The following is a 23,408-nucleotide window of genomic DNA, read 5'->3' on the forward strand; positions in this document are numbered from 1 at the left end:
TACAGCGGTTCGTCAAGCATAATATAGCCGCTCTTTACACCAACTATACCTCGATTCTACTTTTGGGATAGGGCTAGCAAAGCCTCCCTATCGGATTTTCGAATCACCTGACGTTCCGTCCTTCATCATTTTGTGAGACCTCCGTAGCTCTTACGGCTCGTTACCCATGACTACTATGACTTCTGCTGACTTCTTGGCTCATAGAAACCGAATCTATTCCAAGACCTCCCCAGGTAAGGACATATTCCTTCCTCCGATTCCTGCGGCATCTACCTAATAGAGATTGCTGGTTACGGGCTTTGCAAAGATGTGCTTGCTTACCCTCTCTATCTGGCCTCCGTATGCCGTTCCTGTTTGTCAGTACCGGAGTTTGTAGTCCCGCTTTCTTCACTGCATTCCTCACGGAAAACCAGCTTGCGGCTTACTAACAGGCTTCACCAACTTGCCTGCAAGGGACTTGCACCCTCTGGAATAATATGGTATCTTCGATACCAGATGCCCATACTGGGCACACACAAAACCATCTACGGGAGCATAGATATCACGAAATTGTGGATTTTCTATATTTCCTCTATACACAGTATCAAAAGCCGTTTGCCTGGTGTCTGTAAAATTCTCAAAGTTTAGAAATACAGAAAACATTTCACTAAACCGCTTTTCAGACATTAATCCAAAAATCCAATAGGATTGCCCCATTTCACCATCATTAAGCCTTTGCGGACTGAAATAGTAAGCTTCTAATCCCAACCAGAAATTCCCATGCTTTTCGTACATTAATACATTGTTTAATCGGTGCTTCGCAACCAATGGCATCTGAACAGTAGTATTATTATTGGTTCTATTAACATCAGCGAAAGTATATCCTGTGAAAAGTTTAAAATCTTCATAGCCCCATTTCAAGTTTAATTCAATTCCTTTAGAATCGATATAACCAGCTGACTGAATAAATTCAAATTGATTTTGAACTGGAAGCAAATTCAATGGATTCTCTATTTGAGTATAGAAGAATAAAGCATTAGATGTCAATGATAATTTTTCGGTAAAGCTATAGCTATAATTAATATCAAAATTAGCTCCGTAAGAACGCTCAGCTGATAATTCAGACCTATTCAGGGGTCTCACACTTTGAAATTGCCTGGTTTCTGCTTCTTCAGAAAATACGGTTGGCGTTTTATAACCTAAGCCTCCTCCCATTCGAAATGTAAGCTGAGTTGTTGGGTTGTACATTAGCGACAATCTTGGTAAAGGGAAAAACCCATATTGATTATTGTAATCCAATCTTAAACCACTCTCCACTGCAATATTTTTGGAGAAATCATAAGTATTTTGCAAAAATATACCTGCAGTATTTTCCTGGAAATTATGATTAAAACCACTGCCACCCTCGCTTTGATCAAAATTATCAGTCCATAAATTTAATCCTCCAATCCACTCTGAATTTTCCATGACATAATTGAAGTTTAACTCACTAAATGAAGAAAACTGCAATCCTGAAAAACTATAATCTGGAATTTCTATGGTTCTATCAAAATAGCTAATACTATTTTTAAAGGAAGCTTTAAAATTATCTTCAAAAGAATGATCAATTAAAACCTGACTAGAGACACGATCCGTTTCATTTAACTCAAAATATGGGTTATTGACATCCTTTCCATTTATAAAATCAATGTTTCCACCCAAACGCTCCTCTTTTACCATATTTAACCCAATTTCTATTTCAGTTTCCTCTCTAGGATAAATAAAAAGTTTAGGGTTAAGCGTAAATCGATCAAATTCTGGTATTGCGGTTAATCCTATACCTGCCGGATCATAGGCAGTTCCTTTATTATAGGAAGCAAAAATAGTAGTTCCTATTTTCTCATTTCTATTGGCATAAAAACTGCTAACATCCAATCCTAATGCTGATGTTCCATTAAACATCATACTCAACTCAGGCTCACTTTTAGGATCCTTGGATATCAAATTCACTAATCCAGCTATGGCACCTCCACCATACAAGGTAGAGTTGGCACCTTTAATAACCTCCACTTGCTTTAAATCCAAAGGGGCTATTTGCATCAAGCTCAAACTACCCGAATAACCAGAAAAAAGTGGCAATCCGTCACGCAAGAGTTGCGTGTACTTTCCGTCCAAGCCTTGAATCCGAATACTTGAATTATAACTTGTAGCAGAGGTTTGCTGCGTTCTTATACCAGTACTTTCATTTAATAACATACGGATGTCACCTGGCTTCATATTGCCTTTTTCGGCTAGTTCTTCCCCCGCAATCACTTCTATTCTTGTGGGAATATCATCGATGGTCCGGCTCGATCGGGTAGAACTAACCACTACCTCCTCCATTTCATCATGCTCATGATGAAGCTTAAATGTTAATAATTCAGAGGCATCTTTAGAAGGAAATACTAATTCGAACGTTAAGGTTTCATAGCCCACAAAACTAATTTGAAACCGATGTTTTCCTTCAGGAATATCACTGATTACAGTTTTTCCATTGGTGTCAGTTACACCTCCAAGTTCTAACTGTTCAGCATAGATAGTGGCTCCTATCAATGGTTCTTCGCTTTCTTCGTCAAGTACTAAAGCGGCAAATTGGTATTGGGCATAAAGATCTAGGCTATTGATAGTCAATAGCAAAGCACTAGCAAAAAATACTTTCTTAAGCATAATAAATACAGATTAAAATAAATGAATTAATTGAATCACTTTATTTGAAAATAAAATGTTGTTGAATTCTAATTATGATATCTGCATGGGTGGCTTTAACAATCTGAAATGAGCTTCTTTTTTAAGATAAGTTTCAAGAAAAGGAGAATAGACATTTGATTTTACCAAATGATCATAAAGTGCAATTAGAGGAGTATCTATTATAATATTTCCAGTACAATTCCCACAATTAAAAAAGGGTGAACATGGAAAATCCTCTTGATGGCTCTTGGGTTTTTCATTTTCACAAGAAGTTAATTCATTATCTGCACAAAGATCTTCCTGCTCACAGCAAAACGAAAGTGAGCTGGATAATACGATCATGATGAGTATAAATGAACTAATTCTCTTCAAAGTAAAATTTCACGTTTTAATTAGTACAAAATTAGGTCATTTTCTCATAAAGCCTAAAGCTTAGATAGCTAAATCTACTATCAGCTATTAAATCAGTCCTCATAATGGTCTATCATTTCTATCAATCAATTTTATAAAACCTATAAATTATTTTTATTTGGATTGATTATAAATAGTGTATATGTTTGCATCATTATTTTTAATCAATCTAAATATACTTAAATGAAAATAATTATTACCACTCTAATTTCTTTAATGCTTGGAGGAAAGCTTTTTGCTCAAGTTAGTATTGAAATTACAGATCAAAAAGGAAAGCAATTAGAGGAAGTATTAGTTAAAATTATAAGTATAAACTCTTCACAGGAAGACTTAAAATGGACTGACAAAAACGGGCAAACACTATCAAAACTACATCCCCCACTCGCTATTCAAGTATCGCATTTAGATTATGAAACCATAATCGATACCATTAAGACATCAGGAAATCACCAATATAAACTTACCGCAAAGAATTTAAATCTTAGAGAAGTGGTCGTAACAGGGCAATATGAACCAGAATCAGCAAAAAATGCAGTATATAAAGTAAGAAGTATTGATAAAGAGCGATTTGAAAGACAGGCGGCCAATGATATTCAAACCGTACTTTCACAAGAACTGAATATCCGTTTCAGCAGGGATAATGCTACCGGAAATGCCAATTTTCAAATGCAGGGTTTAAGTGGACAGTATGTAAAGGTTTTGGTAGATGGAATTCCTTTAACAGGTAAAAGTGGGACAAATAACGCCATTGACCTTAATCAAATTGATGTCAATAACATTGAGAGAATTGAATTAGTGGAAGGCCCAATGGCTGTAAACTATGGAGCTGATGCTTTAGCGGGTGTTATTAATATCATTACCAAAAAAACCAATCAGGATAGACTAGCAGTAGGAATCACCCTTCATGAAGAAAGCGTTGGAAATGACTATTCTTGGTTTGCTGAAGGAATTCATTCCCCTTCTGTGCAGCTAAGCGGTAAATTATCGAACCAAATTAGCGCTTTGGCCAGCTCCAGAAGATATGTTTTTGGAGGCTGGGTTGGTCAAGGAAATGAAAGAAACAGAGAATGGCATCCTAAAAATCAATGGCTGCATAATGCTAAGCTTAATTATACAAATGAGAACTTAGACCTTACCTATTCATTGCAATTGATGCAAGAGGAAATCCTTAATAGAGGATATATTAATAACAATAATCCTTTGCTCGACCCTTTTGCTATCGATGAAAGTTACAATGCCAATCGATTGATGCATCAACTACAAGCAAATTTCGATATTGGAAACTGGAATATTCATTCTGCTAATTCATTTACAGATTATAGCAGAGTGAGTAAGGAATTTCAAACCAATCTAGTTACCCAAACCGAAAGATTGACCGCTGATAGCCAACAAGATACTATTTTCTACAGAGATTGGTTTAGTAGAAATACCTTTCAAGGAACTATTGCTACTCTGGGCCAATGGAAGATAAATGGACAATTAGGTCTAGAAGTTCAATATGAACAGGCAGGGGGAACTACACTTAGCAGCGGTGATAAGGATCTGTGGAATAGTGCAGCTTTCATCTCCACAGAAATAAAGTATGGCAATGCCCTAAAAATCAGACCTGGAATTCGCTATACAGTCAATAGCATATTTGAAACGATCCCTACTCCAGCCCTCAATATCAAATACAGTTTATCGGAAAAACTACAATTGAGACTGGGATATGGCAGAGGGTTTAGAGCTCCTTCCATAAGAGAGCTCTATCATGAATTCATAGATGCCAATCACAACATTTTAGGTAACGAAAATCTGATTCCTGAAACATCGCACAATTTCAATGCGGATGTAAATTTTGAAATAAGCCAAGGTCAAGAACTCAATATCAGTGCCTTCTATAATGATATCAGCAATATGATTACCTATTTTATTCCTCAGCAAGCTTCAGCAGCCACTACTTATCGGAATTTAGAAAGTTTTAGAACGAACGGAATCAATGCCAGATGGAATTACAGCTACAAAAATTTCAATTCTAATTTAGGTTTAGCCTATATCGGCCGTTTTCAAAGACTATCAGCTGAGTACGAAGTAAACGAAATGCTTTACTCCCCTGAAGCGAATGCTAACATCAACTATGACTGGGAAAAACCCAGAATTAATTTTGGTCTTTTCTACAAGTTCACTGGAGCAAATCAAGCTTACCGTGAGATCTTAAATTACGAAAATAACACCATAGTGGAGCTCCAACAAATGAATGCTTTCCACTGGTTAGATTTCACACTTTCGAAGGCGTTTGACCATGGATTTAAACTCTCCACTGGGATAAAAAATCTGACCAATATCACTAGCATACAAAACAACTTCACAGGAGGCGGAGCCCACAGTGGCAACAATAATGGACAAACGGCCATGGCCTACGGAAGAAGCTATTTCCTAAGAATTAATTATCAGTTTAATCAATAAAATAAATAAAGATGAATAAAATAAGTACTATTTCTTTAATGCTCTTAAGCCTCATAGTTGCGCTTACTGGATGTCAGGAAGAAGAGCCTATTGCTCCTATTAATTTAAATTTCAATAGCACTAGTGTCAACATAAATGATGAGAATCAAGAAGCTCAAATTAGCTTAGTCTTCTCGAGAGCTGCCAATCAAGCTGGAACGATCTCAGTCAATATCGATAACTCAAATTTGGTTTATGGTGAAGAAAATGATTTCTATACTGAACCAGCAGCAGAAGGCGATGAATTGAATTTGAATTATGAATCAGGTCAGAGTGAAGTAAATTTTATTGTAAAAGCGGGTAGTGGATTGAATATCGACCGTGATGAAAGAATTGAATTTTCCATTAATTCGGCAGAAACTTTTCAAATCGGTCAAAATGCTAGTATTGAGGTAGCCTTTTCTGAGAATTTCATAGCAGAATCAGGCACATTGGAAATGAATGCCGGTGGCCCAGAATTCACCCAGCAGGCTTTTGTTGATCTAAGCAAAATCAACTCAACTTCCATAGATAAAAACACATGGGATTTAGGTTTTTATAATGGTGATGGATACCATGTAATGCTAAATTCTACAGCCCAAGTGATGGCGAGACCACTTGACAAAACAGATTTGGCAAGCGTAACAGCTGAAGATACAGTAGGATTTGCTTCCGTAATGCAAATTGGTTTTACTGCTACACCTCCTGCTGCCGCTTGGGTGGACGAACCGAATGGAGATTTTAGTCAAACAGCCATTGCCCCCATCTCTTCAAATGAAGCCGAAAACAAGGTTTACATCATCAAAAGATTGGGTGAAGGAAGGGATTGGAAAAAAGTAAAAATCACTCAAAATGGTGATGGATATACCATTGCTTATGCAAATATTGGTTCTAACGATATCGGAACTAGCGAAATCACTAAATCAGAAAGCCACAATTTTATCCATTTCGACCTAGACAATGGTATGACTGATTTCGAACCTAATAAAGAAAGTTGGGATTTAATGTATGGAACCTATACAGAAAAATTTCCTTTTGGCCCTAATGAAATCCCATACAGCTTTAATGACTACATCATTATAAATCGCCATAACACTTCCACTGCCATGGTGATGATTGAAGAAAACACTACTTATGAAGGATTTAATCTTCAGCAAGCTGAAACTTTAACTTTTAATAGCGAAATCAATGCCATTGGCTCTTCATGGAGACAAGGTGGTGGTCCGGGTAGTGCCCCCGCTGTTTTTAACGATAGATTCTTTGTAATAAAAGATAGCCAAGAAAATTATTACAAAATAAGATTCATCAGCATGTATGATGAAAATAATGAAAGAGGCATTACCACTTTTGAATTTGAAATCTTGAACTAATCATGTCAAAATTCATTAGCATATTCTTCATAATAGCTCAGTTAAGTTTAGGGAGTTTATTTGTGTATGCAGGTGTTCGGAAATTTCTTCCGAGCCCTGCCCGCAAATCCTCCTCAACTGAGTTGGTTACTGGAAGCACCAAGGAGCAAATGGTGAAATTCATAGGCGGACTCAAAGCCAATAGCTATTTCTGGCCATTTCTAGGAATAGTGGAAATAACGGCAGGACTTCTTTTGGTAAGCCAATTTTTTGCCGTTGCAGGAGCTTTCCTTCTTATTCCAGTAAGCTTAAATATCTTTCTATTCCACATTTTTTTAAAGCCAGATGATGTGAGCGGTGGAATTATGTCTGCTCTTTATCTACTGATCAATATTTTAATCATTAGTAAAAAATACAAAAGCTTAAAATCAATTTTATACACAAATAAACCCTTTCAATTATGAAAAAAGTTAGTCTAATACTCATGCTTGCAGTGTTCGTGATGAGTGCTCAAGCGCAGAAAAAGAAAAAAGCCAGCGACATTCAAGCCATTAAAGACATGTGCGGTTGCTATGAAGTAGAATTCAATTTTGCCGAAACCTTCTCGCCTATCGAAGATTATGAATTCCATGATAATTACCGTTCAGGTGCATTGGAATATGTATTCCCAGTAGAAGAAAGAAAAGATAAAATAGTACTTCAGCACTTATTGGTAATTGGAGACACCATGATTATTAAACATTGGCGTCAAGATTGGCTATATGAAAATACTGATCTCTATTCATTTCACAAAGACAACACTTGGAAATATCAGGCATTGGATAAAAATGACGTGAAAGGACAATGGACTCAGAAAGTTTATCAAGTAGATGATGGCCCTCGCTATGAAGGAACTGCAACATGGGTTCATGTTGATGGCAAGAGCTACTGGGAAGCAAAATCAGATGCTCCGCTTCCAAGAAGAGAATTCTCCAAAAGAGACGATTATAATGTAATGGCTCGTGAGAACAGACATGAAATCACAGAATACGGATGGCTGCATGAGCAAGACAATCAAAAGGTGCTGCGTGAAGATGGGGAAGATAAAGTATTGGCTTGGGAAAAAGGCTGGAATACTTATACCAAAACAAAGGACGATAAATGTGCGGTTGCCAAAGAATGGTGGGATGAACATGAAGCTTACTGGGCTGATGTAAGAACTGTTTGGGACGAGCTATTTGCTTCAAAGAGTACTGTGAAAATCAAGAAAAAAGTGAACGATAAAGTCTTGTTTATGCAATTATTTGTGTTGCAAGATGAATTGCTAGCAGAAGATTACGAAAGCGAAAAAGCCCAAAAAGAAATAAAAGCAGTCATTCAAAAATATTTGGATAGTGAGCAAAGACTGACCATGAATTAAGTGATTCTTAAAATACGCATTAAAATCAATCGATTGTAAAAAGTCCTCAGCGAGTCGGTTTTGTGAAACTCTTCACCGGCTCCTTTGAGGAACAAAAAAAGCCAATTAATCATGTGTGAAAATAAAAATTCCATCACCCTTTTTGAATCCGGAAGAAATAAGATAAGCTACTGCAAAGGCTGTAAAACTTACTCTCTCATATTTAAAACCACTTGTTTTAGCATACCTGAATCACACTATGAAGAATATCACACTCTTCTAAAATCATTAAGTCCAAAAGACTTCCATTATTTTATTGAGGATAATTATTACACTTTAATCAAAAACCCTATTTATCCTGTAGGTTTTTGCCTCTCCCCAGAAGACGCTTCCGATTTAATAGAAATGATGGAGCAGGCTAAATTGGTAGAAGAAGCATTTTCTAATCTTATATAACTGAGTAAAAACTTATCAATAAAATTTATTAAGATTTAATCTAAATAAATTGCATATTAAAAATCCAGCTATAATATTTGCATTGTTTTTAATCAATCTAAATAAACATATACTAAAAATGAAACATATTTTACTCTTGGTCATGCTAGCCTCTACTTCCTTTGTGGCTTTTGCCCAAACAGGAAGCTTGGAAGGAAAAGTTAAAGACGAACTTGGAAATCCAATCCAGTTTGTAAATGTAGTGGTTGACGGCACATCAAATGGCGCAACTACTGATGTGAACGGAAATTATAAAATTAAAAATATCCAAGCGGGTGAAAAACTTATACGTGCTAGCTATATCGGATATAAAACACTCAAACTACCAGTCGAAATTAACGAAAATAGTACTGCTACTTTGGATTTCACTTTAGCCGAAGCCATTGATGCGCTGCAAACTGTAGAAGTTATAGGGAGAAAAGAAAAGTCTTATAAAAATGACAAAACCTTTTCATTAACTAAGATGGAAATGCGATCTCAGGATATTCCTCAATCTATTTCCTATGTAACCAAAGAGTTGATTCAAGACCAGAATGCATACCGTTTGAATGACGTGGTTACTAATGTGGCAGGTGCAAATCAATTCTCAGTTTATGATGATATTACCTTAAGAGGATTCAGAAGTAGTGATAATAGATACATCAATGGCTTACGATATACTGCCAACTTTTGGACTTCTCCTTTATTAGTAAATGTCGAAAGAGTTGAAATCATAAAAGGTCCCTCTTCTGCCCTATTTGGAAATGCTTCTCCTGGTGGGATTATCAATATGGTAACTAAAAAGCCTTTAGATGAACAGCAAATTGGGATTAATTTTCAAGTAGGAAGTTTCAATACCATTCGAACAACAGCAGATTTTACTGGTCCTGTAAATGATGATAAAACGCTCCTATATCGTTTGAACGTGGGATATGAAGATGGGGATTCTTTCCGTGATTTAATCTATCACAAAACTTTTGCCGTTGCTCCTTCCATTTCATTTGTTCCAAATGAAAATACTAGATTAAATTTCGATTTAAGTGTTAATGACGTTAAAACGAGATTAGATAGAGGAAGACCTACTCTGGAAGGAGATCAAGATTTACTATCAACTCCTATCAATACCAATATTTCACAGCCTAATGATATCTTAGCACAAAACACTATAACTTCTACCCTATCGTTTTCACAAAAATTTAGTGAAAATATAAGCTTTAATGCGTCATATTTAAGACATGCCATTGATGAAGAAAACAAAGAGCACAGAACATCCAATCAATATATAGCTCCTGACACTATCAAATTGAGATATAATGATAGATTAGTTGGTTTTACAAACGACAATGTAACCGCCTATTTCAATTTTAACTATGATGCTTTCAATATGGAGCATAAAACTTTAGTAGGATATGATTATATTGGTTTTGGAGATTATTTTTATACTGAAAAAGCAGCTACTGAAAGTACTGTAGGGGTTATAAGTGTTTTAAACCCTGCTCAATATCCTAGAAATACAGCAAACTATAATTTCACAAGTATTTCAACAGTATCTGATTATCCGGAAGCCTATAGCATTCATGCCGTATATTTACAGCATTTAGTAAAATATGGGGATTTACAGTTTTTGGCCAGCTTACGTAGAGAATCCATCATTTTTCCATCATCTAACTGGAATGTTGGTGGTGAAACGGATGATAATCAAACAGCTTATATACCAAGATTTGGGTTAACGTATTCCATCACACCAGCCATTAATCTCTATGGTACTTACACTCAAGGTTACCAACCTGTTGCCCCTGCAACAAATCTAAACCCAAATGCTGGAGGTCCATTTGACCCACAATACAGTAATCAAATAGAATTTGGAGCTAAAGCAGAATTCTTAAATAATAGAGTTGCTACAAACTTAAGCGTTTACCAAATTGAACAAAATAATATTTTGGTGAATGCAAATGATGCCAATAACCCTGAATTATTAACTCAAAGAGGTCAAGAGGTTGCTAAAGGTGTGGAAATTGAAGCTATCGGAAGAGTTTTACCAAACTTTAGCATTTCAGTTAATTACGCCTACAATGATGCTGTAATCACGGAAAGCGATGTAGAAAGCGAAATCGGTTTAGTGAAAGAAAATGCACCAAAGCATATGAGCGGTTCTTGGCTAAAATATACATTTGATGAAGGAAAAGTAAAAGGATTGGGCATAAGCCTTGGTCATAATTTTGTATCTGAAAGAAGAATGTTTGATAGGTTTACTAGCGGTGAGCCGTTATTCTTGCCTTCTTACCTTGTATTCAATGGTGCTATTCATTATTCGGTTGATAAATATAGAATTGCATTCAACTTGAATAATATCACCAACGAAACTTATTTCTCTGGTGGATACGGCTTTGCCAGAAACTTCCCTGGTGCACCGAGAAACTTTATGATTAGTGTAGGTTATAATTTTTAATAATTAATCATAGTGGGGCTTCCTTATTTGGAAGCCCTTTTCCTGTTTATGAAGCTTAATAGAAAAAAGTTTTTTCAAATTCATAGTTGGATAGGCATTCAGTTGTCTATCCTTTTTTTCCTTGTATGCTTTTCAGGAACCTTAGCAGTACTCAGCCATGAAATGGACTGGCTTTTCAATCCTGAAATGCGTGCGGAACCTCAAAAAGAATTAGCTTCTAGAAATCTTATCTATGATAATTTTAAAAAAAGTTTCCCTGATGCGGAATTGACCTATTGGGCAAAATCAAATGAGCCCTATTTATGCGATATTATGTATGCTTACAATGCAGAAAAAGACCATACAAAATACGTTTTTGCCAACCCGTACAAAGGTGAAATTCAAGGCTCTTCAAATCTAACTATACAGCGTTTTTTTAGGGATTTTCATTACTATCTTTTTATCCCATTCAACCAAATTGGGAATTATATTGTACTTGTTTTTGCCTTTTTCTTATTGGCTTCCACCATCACTGCGCTGGTATTTTACAAAAAATGGTATAAAAAATTATTTCAGCTTACGCTAAATAAAGGGCCGCTTGTTTTATGGAGAAGTGCTCACCGTTTAATTGGGCTGTGGTCATTACCTTTTGCGTTGCTATTTTCTATTACCGGAATCTGGTACTTCGTAGAGCGAGCTGATGTAGGAAATCTAAGTGAAAAATTAGACACAAATGTACCCGAACTAGATGCGAAATTCTATGCTGATTATTCAAAAAAAGATAAATTTAACTTCACAATTGACATAGACAAAGCAATTAGCATAGCTCAAAATGAAATTCCCGGCTTGAAAGTTGAGAAAATCATACTTCCTCGTAAACATGGAAACTTTATCTATTTAAATGGGGAATCTCATGTTCCCCTAGTCCGAAGCAGGGCTAATCGGGTTTACATCAATCCATATAATTTTGAAGTTGCCCATGTACAAAAAGCTGAACATCTTAATTGGCAAACCTATATAAATGATATTGCCGATCCCCTGCACTTTGGATATTGGGGCGGAATATGGGCTAAAATCATTTGGTTTATAATGGGATTGGGCATTAGTGGACTTATTTTATCCGGAACATGGATTGCCATTAAAAGGACTTTCAAAAAGAAAAGAAAGACAGCTAAGATGAATAAAGTAATGAGGTTTGTTAATTATACGATCACATTAGGGTTTGTATTCTTCATGTATGGGATGCTCATAACATATTACAAAGTGGGCTTCCATGTACTCCTCATGGTGAGTATAAGCCTTATTATAACCTTGATTTCAGTCTATTTACTCTATATAAAACCTTTTAAGACTAAACAAAAAAGTGGGAAAGTCGAGCACAAAAAAATTTATTCGTAAAATCCATTTGGTTTTAGGTTTGATTTCAGGAATTGTCATTTTCCTGAGTATTCTTCCTGCTTCAATATTTGTTTGGGAAGAAGAACTCACCAAACTACGAGACAATGAACTGATTTATGTTAAGCAGCAACAAAACCGGCTAGAGCTCTCAGAGCTTGTAGATATTGCAAAAAATCATTTACCCTCATCGAAAGAATTATCTTATGTAAGCATTTATAATGACCCCACAAGGTCAGTTTTATTTGAAACCTATAAGGATAATGAAAATCCTGGTTTGACATTTTTCTCAGAATATGAGTATTGGGATAAAATTTACCTCAATCCGTATTCCGGGGAGATTCTAGGAGAAACCAATATGATTTATGACTGGATTTATCTTTGTCGGGTAATGCATCAACAGCTTTTATTGAATTATGAAATAGGCCATTGGCCGGTTGGCATAGCTACTTTAATTATGTTTGCCATGTTAATTAGCGGATTGTACTTATGGTGGCCAAAGAAAATTAAAAACACCACTCAACGCCTAAAAATTAAATGGAATGCCAAATGGAGAAGGTTAAATTTTGACCTGCATAGCAATTTAGGTTTTTACAGTATAATTTTCATTCTGTTTTTTGCTATAACTGGCCTAGTTTGGTCTTTTGATTGGTGGACAAATGGCATCTACCGACTATTGGGCACCAATTCAGAAGAAGTTTTTAAAGAAAATTATATCGAATACAATACGGACAGCATTCCGATACCTGAAACACCCATAATAAACATAGTTTATGAAGATGTTATTTCCCAACGGGAAAAATGGTTATATGCCAATATAAGTTTTCCTAATGAAGCAAAAGAAAACCCAACTTACAGTGTCTATTTACCTTTCAAAGGCTTTTCCGGCTGGGATCTTTGGGATACTTATACATATAATGCCGACAATGGTAAAATGAAAACCAAACTAGTTCATGAAGATAAAAGTACAGGCGAGAAATGGAGGAATTCAAATTATGCTTGGCATGTAGGCAGTATTTTCGGTTGGCCCACAAAAGTTTTAGCATCCATCATCTCCATTATATGTGCTTCACTGCCCATTACAGGATTTCTACTATGGTATGGAAGGAACAATAAAAAGAACAAAAAAACAATAAGCTAAATTACAAAAGGCCTGAAATTTTATAGTCAGATTATGTTGCTTTCTTAAACTTTAATATTGTATTTTTCATAGAGTCACACATCATTTTTTTTAATTTCTCAGACACTCATACAATTTCTTTAAGCATACCGAGCGAGATATATAAAAAATCTATTAAGATTTATTCTAAATAGCTTGCGGAAAAGAAATTCACACTACATCTTTGCATTGTTTTTAATCAATCTAAATAAACACTTAAAAATCCATTAATCAATATGCGCAAATTTTTACCCCCGATACTTTTTTTATTAATCGGCATGCAAACAGCTTTTGCTCAGCAAAGCAAAATCACCGGTACTGTTACCAAAACAGATGGCAGTCCAATTGAATTTGTAAATGTAGCCTTGAAGGAAGAAAATACTGGAGCAGTTACTGACCAAAATGGAAAGTACACTATTTCCAATATTGCTCCAGGCAGATATACGTTAATCTGCTCTTTTGTCGGCTACCAATCTGCCGAGAGAGAAATTCAAATTCAAGAAAATGAAAATTTAAACATCAATTTCTCTTTGGAAAATGATGAACTTCAATTGGATGAAATCACGGTAACTTACAGGCAGAAAAATAAATTTTATAGAGATAGTAGTTTAGTAGTCGCAAAACTTCCATTAAAAAACATTGAAAACCCACAGGTTTATAACTCCATCCCCAAAAAGCTTTTAGAAGAGCAAGTGGTGACTAATTTTAATGATGCCATGAAAAATGCTACTGGGGTCACCAGACTATGGGAATCTACCGGCCGTGGTGGAGATGGTGCTGAATATTTCACTATGAGAGGTTTTGCAGTTCAGCCCACTATGATTAATGGAGTTCCTAGCTTAAGCAATGGCGTTTTAGACCCGGCTAACGTAGAATCCATTGATGTAATTAAAGGACCATCCGGGACCTTATTTGGCAGTCCACTGGTATCTTACGGTGGATTAATTAATGTGACTACTAAAAAACCACAAGACAACTTTGGTGGAGAATTCAGCTTTGTTAACGGAAATTATAACCTTAACAGAATTGCAGCGGACATTAATACGCCTTTGAATGACCAAACTGCATTTAGAATCAATACTGCTTTTAATGAACAAAATTCATTTCAAGACGCAGGATTTAGAAAATCATTTTTCGTAGCGCCATCTTTTAAATTTGAAGCTTCTGAAAAGTTGACATTTTTGATCAATACAGAATTCATGCAAAATGAAGCTGCCAATGCACCGATGATATTCTTAAATCGTTTTGTGCCAGTTGCCTTTGATAACATTGATCCATTTGAGAAAAACTATTTAAACTCATTTACCAGTAATGATTTAACTATAGAAAACCCTACTTTCAATATCCAAACACAGGCTTTCTATGAAATTAATGATAACTGGACTTCCCAAACTGTAATTTCTAGAAGTAACGCGAAAACCGATGGTTATTATCATTACTTATGGGATTTAGGAGATGGTGATTCTTTCTTCAGGTATATGTCAAAGCGTAATGGAGAAACGCAAACTACTGATATTCAACAAAATTTCATTGGAGACTTTAAAATTGGTGAAATCAGAAACAGAATGATAGTGGGTGTTGATTATTATCAATCCAATATTTTAAACAGTAGCACCGGATGGGTAGGAAATGGAATCGTAACATTGTCAGATGCTAATGATACAGGAATATTAACCCAAGCAGGGGTTGACAGCCTTTTGGTAGGTTCATTTGAGGGAGTTTCCACCGCAACAAGTGAAGTAACTAGCGCTTATTTATCAAACGTAATTAATTTTCTTCCCGAACTATCTGCTATGGTAAGTTTAAGAGTTGATAATTTCAAAGGAAGTACAGCATATTGGGTACAAGAAGAAGTTGAAAGCCAAATGGCTGTTTCTCCTAAGTTTGGATTGGTTTACGAACCTATTAAAGATAAAATATCGGTATTTGCCAATTACATGAATGGTTTTTCAAATGTAGCACCTGTTCAGGTAGCGGATGAAAATGGGGAAAACTCAAGGCTGAAAACATTTGAACCGGAGCAAGCTAATCAATATGAGGTGGGTTCTAAGTTTAATTTATTTGAAGATAGAATTTCACTTACTGCCAGCTACTACAATATAAATGTAAGTAACAAATTAATGAGCGACCCTAACAATGTGAATAACAGCATTCAAGGTGGTGAAGTAGAAAGTAAAGGTTTTGAATTTAGCACTATTGCCAATCCGATAAATGGGTTAAATATTGTGGCAGGCTTCAGTAAAAATATGGCTGAAGTTGTGGAAGATAATCCTGAAAATGGCTACTTAGGATTAAGACCTGAAGAAGCAGGGCCTTCTGAATTAGCTAATTTATGGATAAGCTACACACTTCCTAAATCATCCTTGAAAGGGTTGGGAGTAGGTTTTGGTGGAAATTATGCGGGTGAGCATATTGCACTCAACAGAAATGAAACCGGAAGCTTTACTTTGCCATCTTATCAAATTTTCAATGCTTCACTTTCATATAATACATATAACTATAGTATCATTTTAAAAGTGAATAATATATTGGACGAGAAATACTATTCTGGTTGGTCAGGAGTAATTCCTCAACAATTAAGAAATTTCTCTATCAACCTTAATTACAAATTTTAATCTGAATAGATACATTGAAAAATTTCAAGAGGGAAATTGCACCTCCAGCTCGGACTTCGGTCCGGGCTTTTTCTTTATCTAACTTTTTATAAAAGATAAATTTTCATGAAGAAGTATATTGGCAAAATTCATCTCATCCTTGGTTTAGCATCTGGACTCGTAGTATTTATAGTAGCTATAACCGGTTGTTGCTGGGTATTCAAAGAAGAAATCAAAGCATTAACGCAGGAAGAGATTATCATTGAAAAAAAAGGAAATGAATTCCTAACAATCACTGAGGCGGAAAAAATTGCACACGAAGTCTATCCCAATAAATTAATTCATGGAATACTCTATGATGATACCTCAAAGCCGGTTGAGGTAATCTTTTATCAACCTGAGCCACTTTTTTATTCTTCCGTTTTTCTTCATCCCACTCAAGGTGATATTCTTAAAACAGAAAACCATTTAACAGGCTTCTTTGCTTTTGTATTAGATGGTCATATTCACCTTTGGTTACCGGAAGCAATCGGAACTCAAATAGTGAAATGGTCAACCGTACTGTTTTTTGTGTTAGTATTGAGCGGTATTTACCTTTGGTGGCCAAGAAACAAGAAAAACCGAAAGCAACGCTTCAAATTTGATTGGAAATCCACCACCAAATGGAAGCGTAAGAATTTTGACCTCCATAGTATAATAGGTTTTTATAGCTGTTTGTTTGCCTTATTATTTATTATAACAGGCTTAATCATGGCATTTCCTTTAGTAAATGAAGGAGTCTATAAGGCCATGGGCGGAGATAAAAAAGCTACCTTTTTGATTCCTGATGGGAGCACCTTAAAGAAAGACAATGACAACAAACCAATAGATTTACTTCTATCTAAATTAGAAAAAGAATATCCCTCAGCTAGGGATTTTGAAATACATCTTCCTTACACTGATTCTGCATCCATTTATGTTGAAATCTCAAATCAAGATGGTGTTTTTTATAATTCTGATTTTGTTTTCTATGACCAAAATACACTGGAAGAAATTCCTACCCCCACCTATTATGGAAAATATGATATCGCAAGCTTGCCTGATAAAATCATCAGGATGAATTATGATACTCACATTGGAGCCATTGCTGGACTCCCAGGTAAAATATTAGCTTTCTTAGCCAGTTTAACGGTTGCTTCTTTACCTGTAACAGGATTTTTGTTGTGGTTTGGTAGGAAGTTTAAAAAGAAGAGAAATAAAGCTAAAACTAAAGATATAAGAAGTTTAGCAAGTGTTTCATAATTATTAGGTAAGACAATTTTTATATGCAAAGCCAATATCAAAAAGGTTAATTGAAATGATAATTACTCAAATTTTGTTAAATTGGTGTTATGGAAATAATTAATCAACATCTAGCTGAATTGAAAAGCCTATGTGATAAATACCATGTTGAGGAATTATATGCAATTGGCTCTATCACAAAAGAATCCTTCTCCGATAATAGTGACATAGACTTTTTAGTTCAATTTGAAGGTGTAGAACCGATTGAATATTTCGACAATTACATGGATTTAAAAGCCGATTTAAAAAAGCTTTTTTCAAGAGATATTGATTTAGTTGAAAAGCAAACAATTAAAAATCCAATACTTAAAGAATCTATTAACAGAGATAAAATATTGCTCTATGGACGAGAAGATTCTAAAGTGGCTATTTGATATAAAATTAGCCATAGCAGAGATAGAAAGCTATTTTCAAGATCTTCCAAAGGATTTTAATCAATATTCAAAAAATTTGATTCTAAAACGCGCAGTTGAACGAGATTTAGAAATAATAGGAGAAGCTGTAAACCGAATACTCAAAAAAGACCCTGATTTCCCAATTGAAAATGCATATAAAATTGTAGGATTGCGTAATCACATCATTCACGCTTATGACAACATTTCAGATGAAAACTTATGGGCAATAATCCAAAAACATATCCCGTTGCTAAAGCTTGAAGTACTTAAATTGATTGATTCAGAATGAAAGGAACAAATCAAATGTTAGGAAATTTATTTATTCACTTCATACTCCCTTCTTAACTTTTCATAATTTTGCTTAATGGCAACATTATCAATTACCCAAAATAAACTTATCAATCCACTCCAGCAATATCTGGAAAAAATAGACATCAGAACTGATTTTTTGAATGTAGAAATTGATTTTAAAAAACTCTATCAACAATACATCTCTCATTTCAATGAATTAGGTGAAGAAATGGAACTTGAGTGGAATAATTTCTTAGAAGCCAATTTAAATTTTTCATTCGACTTACTACATCTCCAACCAACTGATTATCATTTGATTTTTGAGCCAGAATATCATTTAAATCGCTACAGACTCAAAACTTTAAGGAACAGTTTTTATCAAGACATATCCTTCTTTGACCTACAGAAATGGAGAACTTATTGCCGATCAAAAGAGAAAGAAGCTTTCAAAGGCGGTTTAACTAATGAAATCTGGACTTATCCACTAGCCGAGAAATTATTAGGAAAAGCAGATGAACCTGGTTATTTCGGAGGAAATGGCAGTTCGGGTTGGAAGCTGCACGCCATTGCCAATTTCTGTTTAGATTTGTATTGTCATCAGCATAAAATTAAATTCCTTAGATTATCTTCTTATGACAGCTTTATGGCGCAGGGAAAAATTGAATTATTAGGAAATTCTTTAAAATTAAGGAAGCAAGAGCAGCCCATTCAGCAAATGATGAGTCGTAAAATTGGATATAAAATGCCAAAGAATGAAGATTTGTCAAATTAATCATTGAATTGACAATATAAAATATATATATGTAATTATATTATAACTTTGTTTTGATTAATCGTTAAACTCTTAGTAACAACATTGCATTTAGTTTAAAATAAGATTTAAAAATCGTATAATGCCAAAGATATTCGAATATTTAGGTATTGTAATTTTCTTTTACTCAAATGAACATGAACCGATTCATGTACATGCAAAAAAGAGCGAGTTTGAGAGTAAAGCAGAATTCAATATAATAAATGGTGAAATTTCTGAAATAAAAATCAAAAATATTTCAGGAGCAATCCCACTAAAAGGAAAAGATCTTAAAAACTTTGAAGTTTTTCTTGAAAAATATGCTGAGAAAATAGTTGAGAAATGGATTAACTATTTTGTCTATCATAAAGACGTTGAGTTTGAAAAAATCACAAAAAAATTAAAATGAAAATAACTGTTGACTATAAAGAATCAAAATCAGATATAGAGGAGTTGAAAATCGATTCTGCAAAATATTTGTCTGATTACGTAATTCGTATAAAATTTAATGACGGTAATGAGAGGATTGTTGATTTTAAACCGTTTTTATCAAAGTCTGTCCATCCAGCAATTAAAAAATACTTAGATGAAAACAAATTTTCGAACTTTTCATTAATTAATGGGAATTTAAACTGGAACGATTATGATCTAATTTTCCCGCTTTCTGATTTGTACAGTGGAAAAATAGAAGCATAAACCACTAAAATTAGTATTGTAAATAACTTATATTAAAAAAAATCCTCTTTTCCCCTAACAATATACAAGTCTAGCGTTTACTTGTGATATGAAATAGTCATAAACCCTGAATACCAACCGAAATGAATATAACAGGTCATTGAAGGTCGGTCAACTAAGCTATTAGACTTTGACTATTCCATAGCCTGTCCCGGTTTATCGGGATGGCAACTTAAAAACAGTTATATACACATGAAATCAATTCTCTTATTCTATTTTCTTGTAATACCTTTCACCTCTTGGACTCAGTGCCTTGAACAAAACACCGCCTATCAAGCAGGCGAAGAAATATGGTATGATGTCAAATACAATTGGGGCGTAATCTGGGTAGATGCAGGTGAAGTGATGTTTGCTGTGGAAGATGCCAAATGGGAAGGTTATGATGCGCATTGGTTTAAAGGTTATGGTCGCTCTATGCCAAAATGGGACTGGGTTTATAAAGTGCGTGATACTTTTGATGCTATTGGCACCCAAGAACAATTAAAGCCCCTCTATTTTCATAGAAATACTAGCGAAGGAAGTTATAAAGTCAACAATAAATATTGGTTTGATAAAGAAAATGAAACTATAAAAGCCGAGGTATATAATTCTGATGATGAGGAAAAGATAAAGAAAAACGTAGCATTTGATGATTGTATCTGGGATGTGCTGTCAGCAATTTATTATGCTAGAAATCTAGATTTTACAAGTTATAGTTCAGAAGAAAAAATTCCATTCAATTTGATTGTGGATGGTAAAGTTCATAATCTTTATGTTCGCTATCTAGGTAAAGAAAAACTGGAAATGCCTGATGAAAAGGTTTATAACACCATAAAATTCAGTGCTTTACTAGTAGAAGGTACCATTTTCGATGGTGGAGAAGACATGACCGTCTGGGTAACTGATGATAAAAATAAAATCCCATTAAAAGTACAGGCAAAAATTCAGGTTGGCTGGGTAAAAGCCTTTCTAAAAAGCACAAAAGGACTAAAATATGGTGCAATTACTCCGCTCAATCCCTAAATTGCATCAAAATTATGCAACAAGATATTATCAATAATATAGCGGAGGTTTGTTTTCAGCAAGGAATTGAAAAAGCTATTATTTCGCCCGGTAGCAGAAATGCTCCTTTAACCTTAGCCTTTGCACGCCATCCTAAAATTAATTGCTTTTCCATTAGCGATGAGCGTTCAGCTGCTTTCATCGGAATGGGAATGGCTCAAGCTGATAGAAAGCCCGTAGCGATAATTTGTACCTCAGGATCAGCCGCTCTCAATTATGCTCCGGCTGTTGCTGAAGCTTATTTCCAAGAAATTCCATTAGTAGTGTTCACCGCAGACCGACCACCTGAATGGATAGATCAGTGGGACGGACAAACCATCCGACAGGAAAATATTTATGGTAAACATGCCAAAAAAAGCTTCAATATAGCCGTTGATTTATCTCATACTGATGCGCAATGGCAGACTTATCGGATCATCAATGAAGCGGTACTGGAAAGTAAAATAGGAGTTCAAGGACCTGTTCATATCAATATTCCTTTTCGTGAGCCTTTTTATCCTGAAAAAGATAAAAGCTGGAGTTATGATCAGAATATCAAGATCATAAAAAACATTTCTGGAGATAAAAAATTGAATGAAAATCAAATAAATGAGCTTCAAACAGAATTACAACAGAAAGAAAAATTCGCTTTTGTTTTAGGTCAGGAAGATTACAACGAAGAGTTTTTAAAATCACTCGACCAAGTATCTCAAGAACTAAACATACCTATTTTCGCTGATATTATTTCCATTGGTCATGGGTTGAAAAATGCCATTCATTTACCTGACAGCATTTGCATGAAAATGTTGAAGGAATCTAAAGAAGAAGAAATACCAGATTTGATTATCAGTTTTGGTAAAAGCATTATCTCTAAAAACCTTAAATTATTTTTACGCAAAAATGTAAAAGCCCAGTGGCATGTGCGCGAATATCATGCCTTTATAGCTGATCCATTTCAAGCTATCACAAAACAAATTGAAGCAGAACCTTCTTCTTTTTTACAAAATTTAAATAAAAGTTCTCCTGCTGAATTCTTAAAATTATGGAAGGATAAAAATACGGAAGCAGAAACTAAAACCAATCAGTTTCTAAGCGCTCAATCTTACAGTGAATTCTCTGCTTTGCAGGAGTTGATGAAAAATTTACCTGAGGACAGTCATTTACATTTAGCAAACAGCTTGAGCGTTCGATATGCCAACTTCATAGGGATAAAGCAGGATCGAATAAAAATATGGGGCAATAGAGGCACAAGCGGAATTGATGGATCTACCAGTACAGCCATTGGACATGCCATTTCGCATAAAGACCAAAATCATTTCCTTATCACAGGTGATGTCGCTTTCTTTTACGATAGAAATGCATTCTGGCATAAATATCCTTATTCGAATTTGAAAATTATCCTGCTTAATAATCAAGGAGGCTCCATTTTCAGAATGATTAAAGGCCCAAATCAACAAGCGGAATTAGAGGAGTTTTTTGAAACAGAGCAAAAATTAGATGCCAAAAGTTTATGCAGTGAATATGGGATAGCTCACTTTTCTGCATTTGATGCAGAAAGCTTTGAAATTATTAAAGATAAATTTATGAAATATCCTCAGTCTGCCATTTTGGAAATTAAAACGGATGCCAAAATCAACCAAAAAATATTTGAAGACTTTAAAAATCAATTGATATCATGAGTAAAATTAACTGGACAACGGTAAAACAATATACCGATATTACTTATAAAAAGGCTAATCATGTAGCCAGAATTGCATTTAACCGACCTGAAGTGCGTAATGCCTTTCGCCCGAAAACAACGGCTGAACTTTTCGATGCATTATTGCATGCCCGTGAAGATGATGATATAGGTGTGGTGTTATTATCAGCTGAAGGACCTTCACCAAAAGATGGTAAATATGCCTTTTGTAGTGGTGGTGACCAAAAAGCCAGAGGTGAGCAAGGATATGTAGGAGACGATGGTGTTGCCCGATTGAACATTTTAGAAGTGCAAAGATTGATTCGATTTATGCCTAAAGTGGTAATTGCAGTAGTTCCAGGCTGGGCTGTGGGTGGAGGTCATAGTTTGCATGTAGTTTGCGATATGACCTTAGCCAGTAAAGAGCATGCCATTTTCAAACAAACCGATGCGGATGTCACCAGCTTTGATGGTGGATACGGTTCGGCTTATTTAGCTAAAATGGTGGGGCAAAAACGGGCTCGTGAAATTTTCTTCTTAGGAAGAAATTACTCTGCACAAGAGGCTTTTGATATGGGAATGGTCAATGCTGTAGTTCCTCATGCAGAACTGGAAGATACCGCCTTCGAATGGGCTCAGGAAGTCTTAGGCAAATCTCCACTTTCTATTAGAATGTTGAAATTTGCTTTCAATGCCACAGATGACGGAATGGTAGGTCAACAAGTATTTGCTGGTGAAGCCACTAGGTTAGCCTATATGACTGAAGAAGCCAAAGAAGGCAGAAATGCATTTTTGGAGAAGAGAAAGCCTGATTTTGAGCAATTTAAGAGGGTTAGTAATTGA

Annotated in this window: 20 protein-coding genes; 18 read left to right on the forward strand and 2 right to left on the reverse strand. The window is 35.1% G+C overall.

Features of this window, described 5'->3' with window-relative positions; genetic code table 11:
- Nucleotides 1–399: 399 nt before the first annotated feature.
- Nucleotides 400–2,664: a TonB-dependent receptor gene (locus ACFE0M_RS07645; protein ID WP_434545164.1), complete on the reverse strand. Its 2,265-nt coding sequence runs from the start codon at nt 2,662–2,664 to the stop codon at nt 400–402.
- Between the two features lie 72 nt (nt 2,665–2,736).
- Nucleotides 2,737–3,057 carry a hypothetical protein gene (locus tag ACFE0M_RS07650; protein ID WP_434545165.1) on the reverse strand — a complete coding sequence of 107 codons (321 nt, stop codon included), beginning with the start codon at nt 3,055–3,057 and terminating at the stop codon, nt 2,737–2,739.
- A gap of 222 nt (nt 3,058–3,279) precedes the next feature.
- Between ACFE0M_RS07650 and ACFE0M_RS07655 the strand changes: the two genes are divergently transcribed.
- The 18 genes from ACFE0M_RS07655 to ACFE0M_RS07740 all read left to right on the forward strand — a co-directional run bounded on the left by ACFE0M_RS07655 (nt 3,280) and on the right by ACFE0M_RS07740 (nt 23,408).
- On the forward strand, nt 3,280–5,541 hold the full coding sequence (locus ACFE0M_RS07655; protein ID WP_434545166.1) for a TonB-dependent receptor plug domain-containing protein: 2,262 nt from the start codon (nt 3,280–3,282) through the stop codon (nt 5,539–5,541).
- 11 nt (nt 5,542–5,552) lie between these two features.
- Nucleotides 5,553–6,929 carry an HmuY family protein gene (locus ACFE0M_RS07660; protein WP_434545167.1) on the forward strand — a complete coding sequence of 459 codons (1,377 nt, stop codon included), beginning with the start codon at nt 5,553–5,555 and terminating at the stop codon, nt 6,927–6,929.
- Between the two features lie 2 nt (nt 6,930–6,931).
- Entirely contained in the window at nt 6,932–7,372 is a 441-nt protein-coding gene (locus tag ACFE0M_RS07665; RefSeq protein WP_434545168.1) for a DoxX family membrane protein, read from the forward strand.
- A complete protein-coding gene (locus ACFE0M_RS07670; RefSeq protein WP_434545169.1) occupies nt 7,369–8,307 on the forward strand; it encodes a DUF6607 family protein in 939 nt (312 codons plus the stop codon). The genes ACFE0M_RS07665 and ACFE0M_RS07670 overlap by 4 nt, the downstream gene beginning before the upstream one ends.
- A gap of 111 nt (nt 8,308–8,418) precedes the next feature.
- Complete coding sequence (locus tag ACFE0M_RS07675; RefSeq protein ID WP_434545170.1) at nt 8,419–8,742, forward strand: DUF6686 family protein; 324 nt, start codon at nt 8,419–8,421, stop codon at nt 8,740–8,742.
- 118 nt (nt 8,743–8,860) lie between these two features.
- On the forward strand, nt 8,861–11,209 hold the full coding sequence (locus tag ACFE0M_RS07680) for a TonB-dependent siderophore receptor (RefSeq protein WP_434545171.1): 2,349 nt from the start codon (nt 8,861–8,863) through the stop codon (nt 11,207–11,209).
- A 48-nt stretch (nt 11,210–11,257) separates the two neighbouring features.
- On the forward strand, nt 11,258–12,586 hold the full coding sequence (locus ACFE0M_RS07685) for a PepSY-associated TM helix domain-containing protein (protein WP_434545172.1): 1,329 nt from the start codon (nt 11,258–11,260) through the stop codon (nt 12,584–12,586).
- Nucleotides 12,552–13,724, forward strand: a complete 1,173-nt coding sequence (locus tag ACFE0M_RS07690) for a PepSY-associated TM helix domain-containing protein (RefSeq protein ID WP_434545173.1) — start codon at nt 12,552–12,554, stop codon at nt 13,722–13,724. The genes ACFE0M_RS07685 and ACFE0M_RS07690 overlap by 35 nt, the downstream gene beginning before the upstream one ends.
- A 254-nt stretch (nt 13,725–13,978) precedes the next feature.
- Entirely contained in the window at nt 13,979–16,357 is a 2,379-nt protein-coding gene (locus tag ACFE0M_RS07695) for a TonB-dependent siderophore receptor (RefSeq protein WP_434545174.1), read from the forward strand.
- 105 nt (nt 16,358–16,462) lie between these two features.
- Nucleotides 16,463–17,617 carry a PepSY-associated TM helix domain-containing protein gene (locus ACFE0M_RS07700; RefSeq protein WP_434545175.1) on the forward strand — a complete coding sequence of 385 codons (1,155 nt, stop codon included), beginning with the start codon at nt 16,463–16,465 and terminating at the stop codon, nt 17,615–17,617.
- Nucleotides 17,618–17,706: 89 nt separating this feature from the next.
- Nucleotides 17,707–18,030: a nucleotidyltransferase family protein gene (locus tag ACFE0M_RS07705; protein WP_434545176.1), complete on the forward strand. Its 324-nt coding sequence runs from the start codon at nt 17,707–17,709 to the stop codon at nt 18,028–18,030.
- On the forward strand, nt 17,999–18,340 hold the full coding sequence (locus ACFE0M_RS07710) for a HepT-like ribonuclease domain-containing protein (RefSeq protein ID WP_434545177.1): 342 nt from the start codon (nt 17,999–18,001) through the stop codon (nt 18,338–18,340). The genes ACFE0M_RS07705 and ACFE0M_RS07710 overlap by 32 nt, the downstream gene beginning before the upstream one ends.
- A 75-nt stretch (nt 18,341–18,415) precedes the next feature.
- Nucleotides 18,416–19,114 (forward strand): DUF7255 family protein, encoded by a 699-nt coding sequence (locus tag ACFE0M_RS07715; RefSeq protein WP_434545178.1) that lies wholly within the window; start codon nt 18,416–18,418, stop codon nt 19,112–19,114.
- Nucleotides 19,115–19,235: 121 nt separating this feature from the next.
- Complete coding sequence (locus ACFE0M_RS07720) at nt 19,236–19,541, forward strand: DUF4160 domain-containing protein (RefSeq protein ID WP_434545179.1); 306 nt, start codon at nt 19,236–19,238, stop codon at nt 19,539–19,541.
- Entirely contained in the window at nt 19,538–19,828 is a 291-nt protein-coding gene (locus ACFE0M_RS07725; protein WP_434545180.1) for a DUF2442 domain-containing protein, read from the forward strand. The genes ACFE0M_RS07720 and ACFE0M_RS07725 overlap by 4 nt, the downstream gene beginning before the upstream one ends.
- A gap of 231 nt (nt 19,829–20,059) precedes the next feature.
- Nucleotides 20,060–20,869: a DUF3108 domain-containing protein gene (locus ACFE0M_RS07730; RefSeq protein ID WP_434545181.1), complete on the forward strand. Its 810-nt coding sequence runs from the start codon at nt 20,060–20,062 to the stop codon at nt 20,867–20,869.
- Between the two features lie 14 nt (nt 20,870–20,883).
- On the forward strand, nt 20,884–22,566 hold the full coding sequence (gene menD, locus ACFE0M_RS07735; protein WP_434545182.1) for a 2-succinyl-5-enolpyruvyl-6-hydroxy-3-cyclohexene-1-carboxylic-acid synthase: 1,683 nt from the start codon (nt 20,884–20,886) through the stop codon (nt 22,564–22,566).
- Nucleotides 22,563–23,408, forward strand: coding sequence for a 1,4-dihydroxy-2-naphthoyl-CoA synthase (locus tag ACFE0M_RS07740; protein ID WP_434545183.1), 846 nt, complete (start codon nt 22,563–22,565; stop codon nt 23,406–23,408). Before menD ends, ACFE0M_RS07740 begins: the two co-directional genes overlap by 4 nt.

This window comes from Marivirga sp., assembly GCF_051117495.1.
Lineage (GTDB): Bacteria > Bacteroidota > Bacteroidia > Cytophagales > Cyclobacteriaceae > Marivirga.

Bases quoted from the DNA above. Each gene is read 5' to 3' on its own strand.
- ACFE0M_RS07695 (WP_434545174.1), top strand. From the start codon at position 13,979: ATGCGCAAATTTTTACCCCCGATACTTTTTTTATTAATCGGCATGCAA.
- ACFE0M_RS07665 (WP_434545168.1), top strand. From the start codon at position 6,932: ATGTCAAAATTCATTAGCATATTCTTCATAATAGCTCAGTTAAGTTTA.
- ACFE0M_RS07710 (WP_434545177.1), top strand. From the start codon at position 17,999: ATGGACGAGAAGATTCTAAAGTGGCTATTTGATATAAAATTAGCCATA.
- ACFE0M_RS07645 (WP_434545164.1), bottom strand. From the start codon at position 2,664: ATGCTTAAGAAAGTATTTTTTGCTAGTGCTTTGCTATTGACTATCAAT.
- ACFE0M_RS07655 (WP_434545166.1), top strand. From the start codon at position 3,280: ATGAAAATAATTATTACCACTCTAATTTCTTTAATGCTTGGAGGAAAG.
- menD (WP_434545182.1), top strand. From the start codon at position 20,884: ATGCAACAAGATATTATCAATAATATAGCGGAGGTTTGTTTTCAGCAA.
- ACFE0M_RS07660 (WP_434545167.1), top strand. From the start codon at position 5,553: ATGAATAAAATAAGTACTATTTCTTTAATGCTCTTAAGCCTCATAGTT.
- ACFE0M_RS07705 (WP_434545176.1), top strand. From the start codon at position 17,707: ATGGAAATAATTAATCAACATCTAGCTGAATTGAAAAGCCTATGTGAT.
- ACFE0M_RS07680 (WP_434545171.1), top strand. From the start codon at position 8,861: ATGAAACATATTTTACTCTTGGTCATGCTAGCCTCTACTTCCTTTGTG.
- ACFE0M_RS07715 (WP_434545178.1), top strand. From the start codon at position 18,416: ATGGCAACATTATCAATTACCCAAAATAAACTTATCAATCCACTCCAG.
- ACFE0M_RS07700 (WP_434545175.1), top strand. From the start codon at position 16,463: ATGAAGAAGTATATTGGCAAAATTCATCTCATCCTTGGTTTAGCATCT.
- ACFE0M_RS07685 (WP_434545172.1), top strand. From the start codon at position 11,258: ATGAAGCTTAATAGAAAAAAGTTTTTTCAAATTCATAGTTGGATAGGC.
- ACFE0M_RS07670 (WP_434545169.1), top strand. From the start codon at position 7,369: ATGAAAAAAGTTAGTCTAATACTCATGCTTGCAGTGTTCGTGATGAGT.
- ACFE0M_RS07675 (WP_434545170.1), top strand. From the start codon at position 8,419: ATGTGTGAAAATAAAAATTCCATCACCCTTTTTGAATCCGGAAGAAAT.
- ACFE0M_RS07730 (WP_434545181.1), top strand. From the start codon at position 20,060: ATGAAATCAATTCTCTTATTCTATTTTCTTGTAATACCTTTCACCTCT.
- ACFE0M_RS07720 (WP_434545179.1), top strand. From the start codon at position 19,236: ATGCCAAAGATATTCGAATATTTAGGTATTGTAATTTTCTTTTACTCA.
- ACFE0M_RS07740 (WP_434545183.1), top strand. From the start codon at position 22,563: ATGAGTAAAATTAACTGGACAACGGTAAAACAATATACCGATATTACT.
- ACFE0M_RS07725 (WP_434545180.1), top strand. From the start codon at position 19,538: ATGAAAATAACTGTTGACTATAAAGAATCAAAATCAGATATAGAGGAG.